Source organism: Micromonospora halotolerans (assembly GCF_032108445.1).
Taxonomy (GTDB): domain Bacteria; phylum Actinomycetota; class Actinomycetes; order Mycobacteriales; family Micromonosporaceae; genus Micromonospora; species Micromonospora halotolerans.
Map to the genome: position 1 here is coordinate 3,268,031 of NZ_CP134876.1, position 13,929 is coordinate 3,281,959.

Consider the following 13,929-nt stretch of genomic DNA (forward strand, 5'->3'; position numbering starts at 1 on the left):
CACGGCGGAGGGGCCGCGCCGTCTCCGGCCCCGGCGCGGTCACCGGCCCAGCACGATCCGGGCCATCCCGTCCAGCGCGGGATTGCCGGGGTCCCAGTAGCCGGCGTGGCCGTGGGGCCCGCTCGGGAAGCGCCGGCCCCCGAAACCGGGAGAGCTCGGATCGGTGCCGAACCAGAGCCGGTCGTGATGCGAGTCGAGCAGCGCGGCCGCCGGGCCGAGCGGCGTGCCGGCCAGCACCGCCCGGTGGGCCAGCTCCTCGGGCGGCCGGGCCAGCCGGATCACGTCGTCCGGCGCCGTGGCGGCCCAGACCTGGCCGGGCGGCATCCGCAGCTCGGCCGCCCGGTCGACGCCCACGCCGGGAGAGCCCACGAAGACCAGGGCGTCGGCGCTCAGCCCGTGGTCACGGGCCGCGGTGCCGACCACCACCGAGCCGTAGCTGTGCCCCAGCACGGTCTGCCGGGCGGGCGGCCCCTCGTGCGAGGCGCGCAGCCCCTCCTGGAACCGGTGCAGGGCCGGCCCGGCGTCCTCGGCCTGCCGCCCCCGCGCCGCCTCGGGCAGGAAGTCCGGCGCGTCGTAGTCCAGCCAGAGCACGGCCGCCGCCTCCGTGCCCGGCTCGACCGTCGCGCACCGGTCCAGCACCCGGGCGGCCCGGCCCAGCTCGCCCGGTGCGTCGGCGAGGTCCGCGGTCATCCCCGGCACGTACGTCAGCACCGCGCCGGCCCGGTCCGGGTTGCCGAGCGCCACCACCGCCCGCCCGTCCCCGGCCGGATCCAACCCCACGAGGTACGCCCGCGGCGCCCCGGGCGCGGCCAGCCGCTCGCCGAGCCCGTCGAGGCCGCGTAGCGCCCCCTCCACGGCGGCGAGCCGGGCCAGCCGGGCCAGTTCGAGGGGCCCGGCCGGCCGCGGGCGCAGCAGCCCGGCGCGCCGCTGCACCAGCTCGGCCCGACGCCGGGCCAGCAGCAGCCGGTTGGCCTGGTCGCGGGCCGCCACGGGCACCCCGTCGAGGCGGCCGACCCGGTCCGGCTCGCGGCTGACCAGCCACCGGCGCTCCGCCGGGGTGAGGCCGGCCCACCACCGGCCCACCTCGATCGGCCCGGCCCCGGGTGGTGGTCGCCAGGCCGGCGGGACGCTCACCCAGCCGGTCACGGCCGCCGTCGCCAGCTCCGCCAGGCGGCCGGCGGCCTCCCGGTCCGCCGCACCGGCCAGCGCCAGCGCGGCCCGGATCTCGGCGCCCACCTGCGCCACCGCCGGGCCGACCAGCCAGGCGGGCCGGGGGCGGGCCGGATCCGGCCGCACCGCCCCGGCCCGGTCCACCAGCAGGTTGCCGGCGCCGGCGTGCGCCACGGCGGCACCGAGCCGGGCCTTGGCCGCGGCCACCCGGGCGGCGAACTCGGCGAGCACCTGGTCGACCTCGACGAGCGCGGGCAGCACGTCGGTCAGCGCCGTGCGCAGCTCGCCGATCCGCACCTGTGCGGTGGCCGAGGCCGCGCCCGACCAGCCTGGACGCAGTGCGCCGATCCTTGCGTCCAGCCCGTCGGCCCGGCGCCCGACCGGGCCGGTGAGCCCCCGCCAGGCCGCTCCGGCGGCGGCCCAGGCCCCCGGGTCGGCCCGCCAGAGCTGCGCGTAGCCGACCGGCGGCACGTCGGCCGCCCGCTCGCCCCGCCGGTCCGGTGGATGCGCTCGCCCGGCCGGGCGGAAGCCGGCGGCCGCGCTCACCGGGGGAGCCCGGCGAGACGGCGGGCGGCCCGCTCGTCCACCGCCTCGTAGCCGTCGGCGGCGGCCCGGACCGCCTCGGCGGTGGCCGCCACCCGCGCGGCGAGCGACCCGCACCAGCGCTGCACCGCCGCCTCCAGCTCGGCCAGCGCCACCCCGGCCCGCCAGCCGTCGGCCGGCACCACGAGCCCCGGCTCGGTGGCCGGCCCGCGGGCCAGCCGATAGGCGTCGTCGGCCAGCTCCCGGGCCACCCCGCGCAACAGCTCCGGCTCGACGCTGAACGGCTCGTCGCCCATCGGTGACCTCCCTGGGACTGGCGGACGGACAGCGGGGAGGCTATGGCCCGGCGGACCACCCGCGCCGGCCCTGTGGACAACGGGCGGTGGGGCGTACCCCGGGTTTTCCACAGGGGTCGTCCACAGCTGATCCCCGGCCCGGAGCGCCGGTAGGGTGAGATCCGTGATCGTGGCTGTCGGCATCGACGTCGTGCTGGTGGACCGGTTCGCCCAATCCCTGGCGCGCACGCCGTCGCTCGGCGACCGGCTCTTCACCGAGGCCGAGCGCCGCACCGGCTCCGGCACCCCGCGCTCGCCGGAGTCGTTGGCCGCCCGGTTCGCGGCCAAGGAGGCGGTGGCCAAGGCGCTCGGCGCGCCGGCCGGGCTCAACTGGCACGACTGCGAGGTCGCCTCCGACCCGGACGGCCGCCCCTGGCTGACCGTGTCCGGCACGGTGGCCGCCGCGGCGGCCGAACGCGGGATCAACCGCTGGCACCTGTCGTTGTCGCACGACGGCGGGATCGCGTCGGCCATGGTGGTCGCGGAACAGTGAGCCGACCCGGCGGGCCGGTCGGCCGGTCCGGGACGAACGGGACGAACGGACGGGACGGGGTGGCATGAGACCGGTGTGGCGGGTCGCGGACGTACGCGCGGCGGAGGCGGGCCTGATGGCCACCCTGCCGCCCGGGGCGCTCATGCAGCGGGCCGCCGCCGGGCTGGCCCGCCGCTGCGCGCTGCTGCTCGGCGAGCGGGGCGGTGTCTACGGCGCCCGGGTGCTGCTGCTGATCGGCTCCGGCGACAACGGCGGCGACGCCCTCTACGCGGGCGCGCACCTGGCCCGCCGGGGCGCGGCGGTCGCCGCCCTGCTGCTCACCCCCGGCCGGGCGCACGGGGAGGGGCTGGCCGCGCTGCGGGCCGCCGGCGGGCACGTCGTCGACCGGCCCCCGGCCGTGGTGGACCTGGTGCTCGACGGGATCATCGGGATCGGCGGCACCGGCGGGCTCCGGGAGACCGCCGACCAGCTCGCCGCGAGCCTCGCGGAGCGGATCGGGCGGGACGGCACGCGGGCCACGGTGGTCGCGGTGGACGTGCCGAGTGGCGTCGCGGTGGACACCGGGCACGTGCCGCTGACGGCCTCCGGCCGGCCCTGCGCGGTGCGCGCCGACGTGACGGTCACCTTCGGCGCGCTCAAGCCGGCCCTGGTGGTCGGCCCGGCCGCGCCGCTCGCCGGGCACGTCGAGCTGGTCGACATCGGGCTGGCGCCCTGGCTGCGCGGCACTCCGGCGCTGCGGGTCACCGAGCGGTCCGACCTGGTCGACTGGTGGCCCCGGCTCGGCCCGTCCTCGGAGAAGTACAGCCGGGGCGTGGTCGGGGTGGCGACCGGCTCGGCCACCTACCCCGGCGCGGCGGTGCTCTCGGTGAGCGGCGCGCTCTCCGGCCCCACCGGCATGGTCCGCTACGCGGGCGGCGCCCGCGCGGAGGTGCTGCACCAGCACCCGTCGGTGATCGCCAGCGAGCGGGTCGCCGACGCCGGCCGGGTGCAGGCCTGGATCTGCGGCTCGGGGCTGGGCACCGGCGAGGCGTCCGCCGCCGAGCTGCGCGCGGTGCTCGCCGCGCCGGTTCCGGTGGTGCTCGACGCCGACGCGCTCACCCTGCTGGTCGACGGCAAGCTGGCGGACCGGCTGCGCGGGCGGGACGCGCCGATCGTGGTGACCCCGCACGACCGCGAGTACGCCCGGCTGTGCGGCGAGACCCCGGGAGCGGACCGGGTCGGGGCGGCGCTCCGGCTGGCCGCCTGGATGAACGCGGTGGTGCTGCTCAAGGGCGACCGGACGATCATCGGCACCCCCGACGGCCGGGCCTACGTCAACCCGACCGGCACCCCGGTGCTGGCCACCGGGGGCACCGGCGACGTGCTGGCCGGGCTGCTCGGCTCGCTGCTCGCCGCCGGGCTGGCCCCGGAGCGGGCGGCCGCCGCGGCGGCGTACCTGCACGGGCTGGCCGGCCGGGAGGCGGCGCGCGGCGGCCCGGTGACCGCACCCGACGTGGCGACCGCGCTGCGCCCGGTGCTGGCCCGCCTGCCCTGAGCGCGGCGGCGGCCCACAGGCCGGCCGCGCGGCTCGCGGCCACGGTGATCACCCGCGGAAGTAGGCTGAGGGTATGTGGCAGTCGGAGGTGCGCGTCGACCTGGACGCGATCCGGGAGAACGTGGCCCGGCTCAAGTCGGGCACCAGCGCCGAGCTGATGGCGGTGGTCAAGGCCGACGGCTACGGCCACGGCATGGTGCCAGCGGCCAACGCGGCGCTCGACGCCGGGGCGGACTGGCTCGGCGTCTGCACCCTCGACGAGGCGCTCCTGCTGCGCCAGGAGGGGGTCACCGCGCCCGTGCTGGCCTGGCTGCTGGACCCGGGGCTGCCGCTGCACGACGGCATCGCGGTCGGTGTCGACCTCGGCTGCGCCAGCCTCGCCCAGCTCGACGAGATGATCGAGGCGGGCCGGCGGGCGGGCCGTCCGGCCCGGCTGCATCTCAAGATCGACACCGGGCTGTCCCGCGGTGGGGCCACCGTCGCCGACTGGCCGGCGCTGCTGGAGGCCGCCGCGAAGGCCCAGGCCGACGGCCTGGTCGAGGTGGTCGGGGTGTGGAGCCACTTCGTGTACGCGGACTCGCCCGGCCACCCCACCACCGACCGGCAGTTGGCGGTGTTCCACGAGGGGCTGGAGATGGTGGAGCGAGCCGGTTTGCGCCCCCGCTACCGGCACCTGGCCAACTCGGCGGCCACGCTGACCCGCCCGGACACCCACTTCGACCTGGTCCGCCCCGGTCTGGCCGTCTACGGCCTCTCCCCGATCGAGGGCGAGCAGTTCGGTCTGCGCCCGGCGATGACCGCCCGGGCCCGGGTGATGCTGACCAAGCGGGTCCCGGCCGGCACCGGCGTCTCCTACGGCCACATCTACCGGACCGAGCAGGAGGCGAACCTGGCGGTCGTCCCCCTCGGCTACGCCGACGGGGTGCCCCGGCACGCCTCGAACACCGGCCCGGTGCAGCTCGGCGGCAAGCGGCGGACCATCTCCGGGCGGGTCTGCATGGACCAGTTCGTCGTCGACTGCGGCGAGGACGAGGTGGCCGCCGGGGACGTGGCCACCCTCTTCGGCAGCGGCGCGGACGGCGAGCCCACCGCCGACGACTGGGCCGAGGCGGTCGGCACCATCAACTACGAGATCGTGACCCGGTTCGGCGGCGTTCGGGTGCCCCGCGTCTACGACGGCGAGCGCCCATGAGTCAGCGGTTCCGGGTTCCCCGGCCGCGGACCGCCGCCGGCCGGGTCGCCGGGGTGGTCGGCGCGGCGCTCGGTGTGGCCGCCGCCGGGCTCGCCGCCGGGGTGGTGAGCGAGCGGGTCCTGGTCCGCCGCCTCAAGTCCGACCCCGCGGATCCCTACGCCGACGAGGTCTTCGGCGAGCTGCGCCACGACGCGGCGTACGCGCTGGAGATGCCGGACGGCACCGACATCCACGTGGAGGTGGTCGAGCCGACCCGCCCGGTCGCCGGGCATCCGACCGTGGTGCTGGTGCACGGGTTCTGCCTGGACATGGGCACGTTCCACTTCCAGCGCAAGCTGCTCGCCGCGCGCGGCGACTACCGGATCGTCGCCTACGACCAGCCCGGGCACGGCCGCTCCGGGAAGCTGGAGGGCGGCGACTACGACCTGGCCGCGCTGGGCCACACCCTGCGCCGGGTGATCGACGAGGTGGCCCCGGAGGGGCCGCTGGTGCTGATCGGCCACTCGATGGGCGGCATGACGATCATGGCGCTGGCCGAGCTCTACCCGGAGCTGTTCGGCGATCGGGTGGTCGGCACGGTGCTGATGGCCACCTCGGGCGGGTTGCTCGCGGAGACGAAGCTGGTGGCGCCCGCGCTGCTCGGCCGGGTCGGTGCGCCGGTGATCTACATGATGAGCAACGCCACCCGGTACGGCGGCCCGGTGATCGACAAGGCCCGCAAGTCGACCTCCAACGTGGCCTGGCTGCTCACCCGCAGGTACGGCTTCGGGACGGCGAAGCCCAGCCCGGCCCTGGTGTCGTACGTCGAGACGATGAACTCCCGCACGTCGGCCGACACGGTCACCCGCTACCTGCGCACCCTGGCCACCCACTCCCGGTTCCCGGCGCTGGCCGCGCTGGCCGGCACGCCGGTGCTGGTGATCGTGGGGGACAAGGACATGATCACGCCGGTGACCCACTCCGAGGAGATCGTGCGGCGGCTGCCGCACGCCGAGTTCGTGAAGATCCACGACAGCGGGCACGTGGTGATGCTGGAGCACGCCGACCAGGTGAACGCGGCGCTGGAAAGGTTCCTGGAATCACTGTGAGCGCGAGGAGTGAGCCGGGGTTGCGAGCCCCGCAGTCGCGAGCCGAGGTGGCGCTGTGAGCGCGAGGAGTGAGCCGGGGTTGCGAGCCCCGCAGTCGCGAGCCGAGGTGGCGCTGTGAGCGCGAGGAGTGAGCCGGGGTTGCGAGCCCCGCAGTCGCGAGCCGAGGTGGCGCTGTGAGCGCGAGGAGTGAGCCGGGGTTGCGAGCCCCGCAGTCGCGAGCCGAGGTGGCGCTGTGAAGGTGCGGGAGCTCAAGACGGTCGACGACACCCACGAGTTCGGCCGCCGGCTGGCCGGGGTGCTGCGCGCCGGGGACCTGCTGCTGCTCAGCGGCCCGCTGGGCGCCGGCAAGACGGCGCTGACCCAGGGCATCGGCGCCGGCCTCGGTGTGCGCGGTGACATCACCTCGCCGACCTTCGTGATCGCCCGGGTGCACCGGCCGGATCCGGCCCGGGGCGGCCGGGTGAGCCTGGTGCACGCCGACGCGTACCGGCTGGGGGAGTCGGCCGACCCGCGCGCCGAGATCGACGACCTGGACCTGGACGCCTCGGTGGACGAGGCGGTCACCGTGGTCGAGTGGGGCGAGGGGATGGTCGAGCAGCTGGTCGACGCCCACCTGCGGGTGCGCATCGACCGGCGGGACGACGACACCCGGGTGGTCACGCTGGAGCCGGTCGGTGGCGACTGGGCGCGGCGCCTGGCCACCCTGGACTGACCCCTTGTCGTACCCGCTGCCTACAGTGCCGGGGACCGATCCGACGCGGTGAAAGGCTGCCGATGCCCGACGACGCTCCCACTCTCGACCTGCTGGCGCTCCTCCCGGACGCCTGGCGGGCGGCGCTCACCTCGCACCTCGACCCGGCCCGCACCGCGGCGCTGGCCGAGTTCGTCGCCGGGGAATACGCGACCCGCACGGTCTTCCCGCCGGTCGAGGACCTGTTCTCCGCCTACCGGCTGTGCGGGCCGGCGGAGACCCGGGTGCTGATCCTCGGGCAGGATCCCTACCACAAGGCGGGGCAGGCGCACGGGCTGAGCTTCAGCGTGCGCGAGGGGGTGGCGGTGCCGCCGTCGTTGCGCAACGTCTTCAAGGAGCTGGGCGAGGACCTGGGTGTGCCGAAGCCGGCCGGCGGCAACCTGAGCGGCTGGGCGGCGCAGGGCGTGCTGCTGCTCAACGCGGTGCTCACGGTCCGGCAGGCCACCCCCGGCTCGCACGCCAACAAGGGTTGGGAGGAGTTCACCGACGCCACCATCCGGGCCCTCGACGCGCTCGACCGGCGGGTGGTCTTCCTGCTCTGGGGCAGCTACGCGCGCAAGAAGGCCGCCCTGGTGACCAACCCGCACCACGTGGTGCTGGAGGCCGGCCACCCGAGCCCCATGAACCCGCGCGGCTTCCTGGGCAGCCGCCCGTTCAGCGCCGCCAACAAGGCGCTGGCCGACGCCGGCCTGCCCACCGTCGACTGGGAGCGCACCGCCGGCTGACCCCCGTGTGCAGCGGCCGGGTCCGCGTCGCCGGTCCGCGTGCGGAGCGCCTCCGGAGCGCGGCCGCGAGGCGGGAGGGGCGTCACCGCCGGTAACCGGAGCGGCGACTAGGCTGGCATACCGTGCTCGTACTCGTGGTGGACTCCTCGACGCCCGCGGTGACCGCGGCGCTGGTCGAGGTCTCGGCGGACGGCGTCGCGGCCCGCGCGCAGCGGTGCACGGTCGACGCCCGGGCGCATGGCGAGCTGCTCGCCCCGCAGGTCGACGCGGTGCTGGCCGACGTCGGCGCCCGCCCCGGCGACCTGGCCGCGATCGTCGCCGGGCTCGGTCCCGGCCCGTTCACCGGGCTGCGGGTCGGCCTGGTCACGGCCGCCACGATGGGTCAGGTGCTCGGCATCCCCACGTACGGCGTCTGCTCGCTGGACGGGATCGGTCACCCGGCGGCCGCCGGCGAGCCGGTGCTGGCGGCCAGCGACGCCCGCCGCCGGGAGGTCTACTGGGCCGTCTACGACGGCGCGGGCCAGCGCATCGCCGGGCCGAACGTGGACACGCCGTCGGTCGCCGCCGAGCGGGCCCGGGGCCTGGCCGTCACGGTGGCGGCCGGCGACGGCGCGCACCGGTACGCCGACGTCCTCGGCCTGCCGGTCCGGGAGGAGCCGCGGTACCCGGACGCCCTGGCGCTGGCCCGCCTGGCCGCGGAGCGGATCCGCGCGGGCGCACCCGGCGAGCCGCTCAGCCCGCTCTACCTGCGCCGCCCGGACGCGGTCGCGGCCACCGGCCACAAGCCGGTCCTGCAATGAGCCAGGTGCGTCTGGGCCGGTTCCGGTGGTGGCACATCGACCAGGTGCTGCCCCTGGAGGCGGACCTGTTCGGCGCCGAGCGGTGGTCCCCGGCGATGTTCTGGAACGAGCTGGCCAACGGCCATCACTACCTGGTCGCCACCGACGACGATGGCACGGTGCTCGGCTACGCCGGGCTGATGGTGGCACCGCCCGACGAGGCCTGGGTGCAGAACGTCGCGGTCCGCCGGGACGCGCAGCGCCGGGGGATCGGCCGGCTGCTGGTGGAGGCGCTGCTCGCCGAGGCGGCCCGGCGCGGGGTGCGCAGCACGCTGCTGGAGGTCGCCGCCGACAACGCCCCCGCGCAGCGGCTCTACGCGATGTACGGCTTCGAGCCGATCGGCGTGCGCCGCGGCTACTACCAGTCGAGCAACACCGACGCGCTGGTCATGCAGCGCAACGAGGACTGACGCGCATGGCTGACGAACCACTGATCCTCGGCATCGAGACGTCCTGCGACGAGACCGGGGTGGGCATCGTGCGCGGGCACACCCTGCTCGCGGACGCGCTCGCCTCGAGCGTCGAGGAGCACGCCCGGTTCGGCGGCGTGGTGCCCGAGGTGGCCAGCCGGGCCCACCTGGAGGCCATCGTGCCGACCATGGACCGGGCGTTGCGCGAGGCCGGGGTGACGATCGCCGACATCGACGCGATCGCCGTCACCTCCGGGCCGGGCCTGGCCGGCGCGCTGCTCGTCGGGGTCGCCGCCGCGAAGGGGTACGCGGTGGCCGCCGAGAAGCCGGTGTACGGGGTGAACCACCTGGCCGCGCACGTGGCCGTGGACACCCTGGAGCACGGCCCGCTGCCCGAGCCGGCCATCGCCCTGCTGGTCTCCGGCGGGCACTCCTCGCTGCTGCGCGTCGACGACCTGGCCCGGGAGGTCACGCCGCTCGGCGCGACGATCGACGACGCGGCCGGTGAGGCGTTCGACAAGGTGGCCCGGCTGCTCGGGCTGCCCTTCCCGGGCGGCCCGTTCATCGACCGGGAGGCGCGGGCCGGCGATCCGGCGGCGATCGCGTTCCCGCGGGGGCTGACCGCGCCCAAGGATCTGGCCGGGCACCGCTTCGACTTCTCCTTCTCGGGCCTGAAGACGGCGGTGGCCCGCTGGGTGGAGGCGCGGCAGCGGGCCGGCGAGCCGGTGCCGGTGGCCGACGTGGCCGCGTCCTTCCAGGAGGCGGTGTGCGACGTGCTGGTCGGCAAGGCGCTGGACGCCTGCCGCACCAGCGGCATCGACACGCTGGTGATCGGCGGCGGGGTGGCGGCCAACTCGCGGCTGCGGGCGATGGCCGAGCACCGGGCCGCGAAGCACGGCGTCCGGGTGCGTACGCCCCGGCCGAAGCTCTGCACCGACAACGGTGCCATGGTGGCCGCGCTCGGCTCGCACCTGGTCGCCGCGGGCGTCGCCCCGAGCCGCCTGGACCTGCCCGCCGACTCCGCCATGCCGCTGACCGTGGTCAGCGTCTGAGGCGGGGAAGGGACCGACGTGATCGTCCGGATGTGGGAGGCCAAGGCCGAGCCGTACGGCTTCGCCGACCTGATCACCTGGGTGTGCGAGACCGCGCTGCCCGAGTTCGAGCACGAGCCGCTGCACCTGTCCAGCGAGGTGTTCTCCTCCACCGACCACCGGGTGGTGGTGATCTCGAAGTGGCGGAGCAACCCCCGGGAACTGCCCGAGCCGCCCATGCGGCTGGTGGCCCGGCCGCCGCACAGCTGGGACTTCACGCAGGTCGACCGCTGACCCCGAGCCGGCCCGACCGGCGGGAAACTGGTTGGCGTCCGGCCCGGCCCGGCACCTAGCGTCGGGTGGTCATGCGCTTCTCACCGGCCGGCGACCCCGGCACCCCCGACGCCCGGTCCGCCACCCGGTACCTGGTCTGGCTCGCCGGTCGGCGTCCCCTGTACTTCGGCGCCGCCATCACCCTCGGCGTCATCTGGATGCTCGCCCAGGCGCTCATGCCGGCCGCCGTCGGCCGGGCCGTCGACGCCGGCCTCGCCCACCGCGACCCGGACGCCCTGCTCCGCTGGGGCCTGGTCCTGCTCGGGCTGGGTGTCGTCCAGGCGACCGCCGGCATCCTGCGGCACCGCTGCGCCGTGCACAACTGGCTCGGTGCCGCCTACCGGACCGTGCAGGTCACCGTGGACGCCACCAACCGGCTCGGCGCCGCGCTGCCCCGCCGGGTGGCCGCGGGCGAGGTGGTGAGCATCGGCACGGCCGACATCGAGCACATCGGCAGCGCGGTCGACATCACCGCCCGGGGCACCGGCGCGGTGGTCGCCATCGCCACCGTGGCGGTGATCCTGCTCACCGCCTCCGTGCCGCTCGGCCTCGTGGTGGTGCTCGGCGTGCCGCTGCTCATGGCGCTGGTGGCGCTGCTCATCCGGCCGCTGCACCGGCAGCAGGCGGCGTACCGGGAGTCGACAGGTGAGCTGACCGCGCGGGCCGGCGACATCGTGTCCGGGCTGCGGGTGCTGCGCGGGGTGGGCGGTGAGCCGGTGCTGGGCGCCCGCTACCGGGAGCAGTCCCAGGCGCTGCGGGCCGACGGCCTGCGGGTGGCCCGGGTGGAGTCGCTCATCCAGGCCGCGCAGATCCTGCTGCCCGGCGTCTTCGTGGTGCTGGTGACCTGGCTCGGGGCCCGGTTCGCGTTGCGCGGCGAGATCAGCGCCGGCCAGCTGGTCTCCTTCTACGGCTACACGGCGTTCCTGGTCAGCCCGCTGCGCAACCTCACCGAGGCGGCCGACAAGCTGACCCGGGGGCACGTCGCGGCCCGCCGGGTGGTGCGGCTGCTCCGCCTCGCACCGGAGTTCACCGACCCGGCCCGCCCGGTGCCGGTGCCCGAGGGGCCGGGCGAGCTGGTGGACGTGCGCTCCGGGCTGGTGCTGCGGCCCGGCCGGCTCACCGCGCTGGCCGCCACCGCGCCCGAGGACGCCGCCGAGATCGCCGACCGGCTGGGCCGGTACGCCGACGGGGACGTGACGCTGCACGGCGTACCGCTGCGGGACGTGGCGCTGGCGACGGTGCGCGAGCGGATCCTGGTGGCCGACAACGACGCCCAGCTGTTCAGCGGCGCCCTCCGCACGGAGCTGGACCCGCACGACCGGGCGGATGGATCCGCGATCGAGGCGGCGCTGGTCGCGGCGAGCGCCACGGACATCGTCGAGGCGCTGCCCGGCGGCCTGGACAGCCCGGTCGCCGAGCGTGGCCGGGAGTTCTCCGGCGGGCAGCGGCAGCGGCTGCGGCTGGCCCGGGCGCTGGTCGCCGACCCGGAGACGCTGGTCCTGGTCGAGCCGACCAGCGCGGTGGATGCGCACACCGAGGCGCGGATCGCCGACCGGCTGGCCGCCGCCCGGCGCGGGCGGACGACGCTGGTCTGCACGACCAGCCCGCTGGTGCTCGGCCGCGCCGAGCACGTGGTGTTCGTGGAGGACGGCAAGGTGGTCGCCGAGGGTCGCCACGACGAGCTGCTCGCCGCCGAGCCCCGGTACCGGGCCGCGGTGAGCCGGGAGGAGGACCGGTGAGCAACGCCCTGCCCGTCGCCGACGCGCCGCAGGTCCGCCGGTACGCGCGGGAACTGGTTCGCCGGCACCCGCGCGGCCTGGCCGCCGCGCTCGGCCTGCACGCGCTCGCCGCGGCCGCCGGCCTGGTCGCGCCCCGGCTCCTCGGCGACCTGGTCGAGGGGATCTCGCGTGGGGTCGGCGCGGTCACCGTGGACCGGGTGGCCCTGGCCATCGCCGGGTTCGTGGTCGCGCAGTCGGTGCTGGTCCGCTTCGCCCACCTGGCCTCGGCTCGGCTCGGTGAGCGGGTCCTCGCCGAGCTGCGCGAGGAGTTCGTCGACCGGGTGCTCGCCCTGCCGCTGTCCACCGTGGAGCGGGCCGGCACCGGCGACCTGCTCACCCGCACCTCCCGGGACGTCGCCGCGCTGTCCCGGACGGTCCGGTTCGCCGCGCCGGAGACGGTGATCTCGGCGCTCACCGTGCTGCTGATCCTCGGCGCGCTGGTGCTGACCGGCCCGCTGCTGGTGCTGCCCTGCCTGCTCGCCGTGCCGCTGCTGGTCGCGGGCACCCGCTGGTACCTGCGCCGGGCGCCGGCCGGCTACCTGCGGGAGAACGCCGCGTACTCCGACATCACCGACGGGATCAGCGAGACGGTCGAGGGCGCGCGGACCACGGAGGCGCTGCGCCAGCAGGCCCGCCGCCGCGCCCGGTCCGACGCCGACATCCGCCGGTCGTACGCGGCCGAGTACTACACGCTGAACCTGCGGACGGTCTTCTTCCCGGTCGCCGAGATCGGCTACCTGCTGCCGGTGGTCGGCACCCTGCTGCTCGGCGGCTGGTTCTACCTGGAGGGCTGGGTCAGCCTCGGCCAGGTCAGCGCGGCCACCCTCTACGCGCAGCAGCTGGTGGACCCGGTCGACCGGCTGCTGTCGTGGCTGGACGAGTTCCAGGTCGGCGGCGCCTCGCTGGCCCGGCTGCTCGGCGTGGCCGGCGAGCCGGCGGAAGCCGCCGCCCCGGGGCCCGACCGGCGGCCGGTCCCCGACGACGGGCGGCTGGCCGCACACGACGTCCGGTACGCGTACCGCGCCGGCCACGACGTGCTGCACGGGGTGACGCTGGTGCCCCGGCCGGGGGAGAAGCTGGCCATGGTCGGCCCGTCCGGCGCGGGGAAGTCCACGCTGGGCCGGCTGCTGGCCGGGGTGCACGAGCCGCGCGCCGGCACGGTGACCGTGGACGGCCGGCCGCTGTCCGGGCTGCCCCTGGCCGAGCTGCGCACCCACGTCGCGCTGGTCAGCCAGGAGCACCACGTCTTCATCGGCACCCTCGCCGACAACGTGTCGATGGTCCGCCCGGACGCCGGCCTCGCCGAGGTGCGCGCGGCGCTCGCCGCGGTCGACGCGCGGGACTGGGCCGAGGCGCTGCCGGACGGCCTGGACACCCGGGTCGGCGCGGGCGGGCATCCGCTCTCGCCGGCGCAGGCGCAGCAGGTGGCGCTGGCGCGGCTGGTGCTCGCCGACCCGCACACCCTGGTGCTGGACGAGGCCACCTCGCTGATCGACCCGCGGGCGGCCCGGGCGCTGGAACGGTCGCTGGCCGCCGTACTGCAGGGCCGGACCGTCATCGCCATCGCGCACCGGCTCTTCTCCGCTCACGACGCGGACCGGGTGGCGGTGGTCGAGGACGGCCGGATCACCGAGCTGGGTTCGCACGACGAGCTGGTCGCGGCCGGTGGCTCGTACGCCGCCCTGTGGCGGTCCTGGCACGGCTGAG

General features: G+C 76.6%; 14 protein-coding genes. 12 read left to right on the forward strand and 2 right to left on the reverse strand.

Annotation, left to right across the window (positions count from 1 at the left end; genetic code table 11):
- Positions 1-39: 39 nt before the first annotated feature.
- Positions 40-1,716 (reverse strand): alpha/beta hydrolase, encoded by a 1,677-nt coding sequence (locus tag RMN56_RS15625; RefSeq protein ID WP_313724459.1) that lies wholly within the window; start codon positions 1,714-1,716, stop codon positions 40-42.
- Positions 1,713-2,009, reverse strand: a complete 297-nt coding sequence (locus RMN56_RS15630) for a type VII secretion target (protein WP_313724460.1) — start codon at positions 2,007-2,009, stop codon at positions 1,713-1,715. The genes RMN56_RS15625 and RMN56_RS15630 overlap by 4 nt, the downstream gene beginning before the upstream one ends.
- Before the next feature lie 163 nt (positions 2,010-2,172).
- Here RMN56_RS15630 and RMN56_RS15635 point away from each other — a divergent pair, with 163 nt between their 5' ends.
- From RMN56_RS15635 to RMN56_RS15690, 12 genes are all read left to right on the forward strand, one after another.
- Positions 2,173-2,541 (forward strand): holo-ACP synthase, encoded by a 369-nt coding sequence (locus RMN56_RS15635; protein ID WP_313724461.1) that lies wholly within the window; start codon positions 2,173-2,175, stop codon positions 2,539-2,541.
- A gap of 64 nt (positions 2,542-2,605) precedes the next feature.
- Entirely contained in the window at positions 2,606-4,075 is a 1,470-nt protein-coding gene (locus tag RMN56_RS15640) for an NAD(P)H-hydrate dehydratase (protein WP_313724462.1), read from the forward strand.
- 73 nt (positions 4,076-4,148) lie between these two features.
- Entirely contained in the window at positions 4,149-5,267 is a 1,119-nt protein-coding gene (gene alr / locus RMN56_RS15645) for an alanine racemase (protein WP_313724463.1), read from the forward strand.
- Positions 5,264-6,355: an alpha/beta fold hydrolase gene (locus RMN56_RS15650; protein WP_313724464.1), complete on the forward strand. Its 1,092-nt coding sequence runs from the start codon at positions 5,264-5,266 to the stop codon at positions 6,353-6,355. Before alr ends, RMN56_RS15650 begins: the two co-directional genes overlap by 4 nt.
- 232 nt (positions 6,356-6,587) lie before the next feature.
- Positions 6,588-7,067 carry a tRNA (adenosine(37)-N6)-threonylcarbamoyltransferase complex ATPase subunit type 1 TsaE gene (gene tsaE, locus RMN56_RS15655; RefSeq protein WP_313724465.1) on the forward strand — a complete coding sequence of 160 codons (480 nt, stop codon included), beginning with the start codon at positions 6,588-6,590 and terminating at the stop codon, positions 7,065-7,067.
- Between the two features lie 62 nt (positions 7,068-7,129).
- On the forward strand, positions 7,130-7,831 hold the full coding sequence (gene ung / locus RMN56_RS15660; RefSeq protein WP_313724466.1) for a uracil-DNA glycosylase: 702 nt from the start codon (positions 7,130-7,132) through the stop codon (positions 7,829-7,831).
- A 122-nt stretch (positions 7,832-7,953) separates the two neighbouring features.
- A complete protein-coding gene (gene tsaB / locus RMN56_RS15665) occupies positions 7,954-8,631 on the forward strand; it encodes a tRNA (adenosine(37)-N6)-threonylcarbamoyltransferase complex dimerization subunit type 1 TsaB (protein ID WP_313724467.1) in 678 nt (225 codons plus the stop codon).
- On the forward strand, positions 8,628-9,080 hold the full coding sequence (gene rimI, locus RMN56_RS15670; protein ID WP_313724468.1) for a ribosomal protein S18-alanine N-acetyltransferase: 453 nt from the start codon (positions 8,628-8,630) through the stop codon (positions 9,078-9,080). Before tsaB ends, rimI begins: the two co-directional genes overlap by 4 nt.
- 5 nt (positions 9,081-9,085) lie before the next feature.
- Entirely contained in the window at positions 9,086-10,132 is a 1,047-nt protein-coding gene (gene tsaD / locus RMN56_RS15675; protein ID WP_091262673.1) for a tRNA (adenosine(37)-N6)-threonylcarbamoyltransferase complex transferase subunit TsaD, read from the forward strand.
- Positions 10,133-10,150: 18 nt separating this feature from the next.
- Entirely contained in the window at positions 10,151-10,405 is a 255-nt protein-coding gene (locus tag RMN56_RS15680; protein ID WP_091262671.1) for a hypothetical protein, read from the forward strand.
- Positions 10,406-10,476: 71 nt separating this feature from the next.
- Positions 10,477-12,183, forward strand: a complete 1,707-nt coding sequence (locus RMN56_RS15685; protein WP_313724469.1) for an ABC transporter ATP-binding protein — start codon at positions 10,477-10,479, stop codon at positions 12,181-12,183.
- Entirely contained in the window at positions 12,180-13,928 is a 1,749-nt protein-coding gene (locus RMN56_RS15690) for an ABC transporter ATP-binding protein (RefSeq protein ID WP_313724470.1), read from the forward strand. The genes RMN56_RS15685 and RMN56_RS15690 overlap by 4 nt, the downstream gene beginning before the upstream one ends.
- Position 13,929: the final 1 nt, after the last annotated feature.

Bases quoted from the DNA above. Each gene is read 5' to 3' on its own strand.
- RMN56_RS15630 (WP_313724460.1), bottom strand. From the start codon at position 2,009: ATGGGCGACGAGCCGTTCAGCGTCGAGCCGGAGCTGTTGCGCGGGGTG.
- RMN56_RS15640 (WP_313724462.1), top strand. From the start codon at position 2,606: ATGAGACCGGTGTGGCGGGTCGCGGACGTACGCGCGGCGGAGGCGGGC.
- alr (WP_313724463.1), top strand. From the start codon at position 4,149: ATGTGGCAGTCGGAGGTGCGCGTCGACCTGGACGCGATCCGGGAGAAC.
- RMN56_RS15650 (WP_313724464.1), top strand. From the start codon at position 5,264: ATGAGTCAGCGGTTCCGGGTTCCCCGGCCGCGGACCGCCGCCGGCCGG.
- ung (WP_313724466.1), top strand. From the start codon at position 7,130: ATGCCCGACGACGCTCCCACTCTCGACCTGCTGGCGCTCCTCCCGGAC.
- rimI (WP_313724468.1), top strand. From the start codon at position 8,628: ATGAGCCAGGTGCGTCTGGGCCGGTTCCGGTGGTGGCACATCGACCAG.
- tsaD (WP_091262673.1), top strand. From the start codon at position 9,086: ATGGCTGACGAACCACTGATCCTCGGCATCGAGACGTCCTGCGACGAG.
- RMN56_RS15685 (WP_313724469.1), top strand. From the start codon at position 10,477: ATGCGCTTCTCACCGGCCGGCGACCCCGGCACCCCCGACGCCCGGTCC.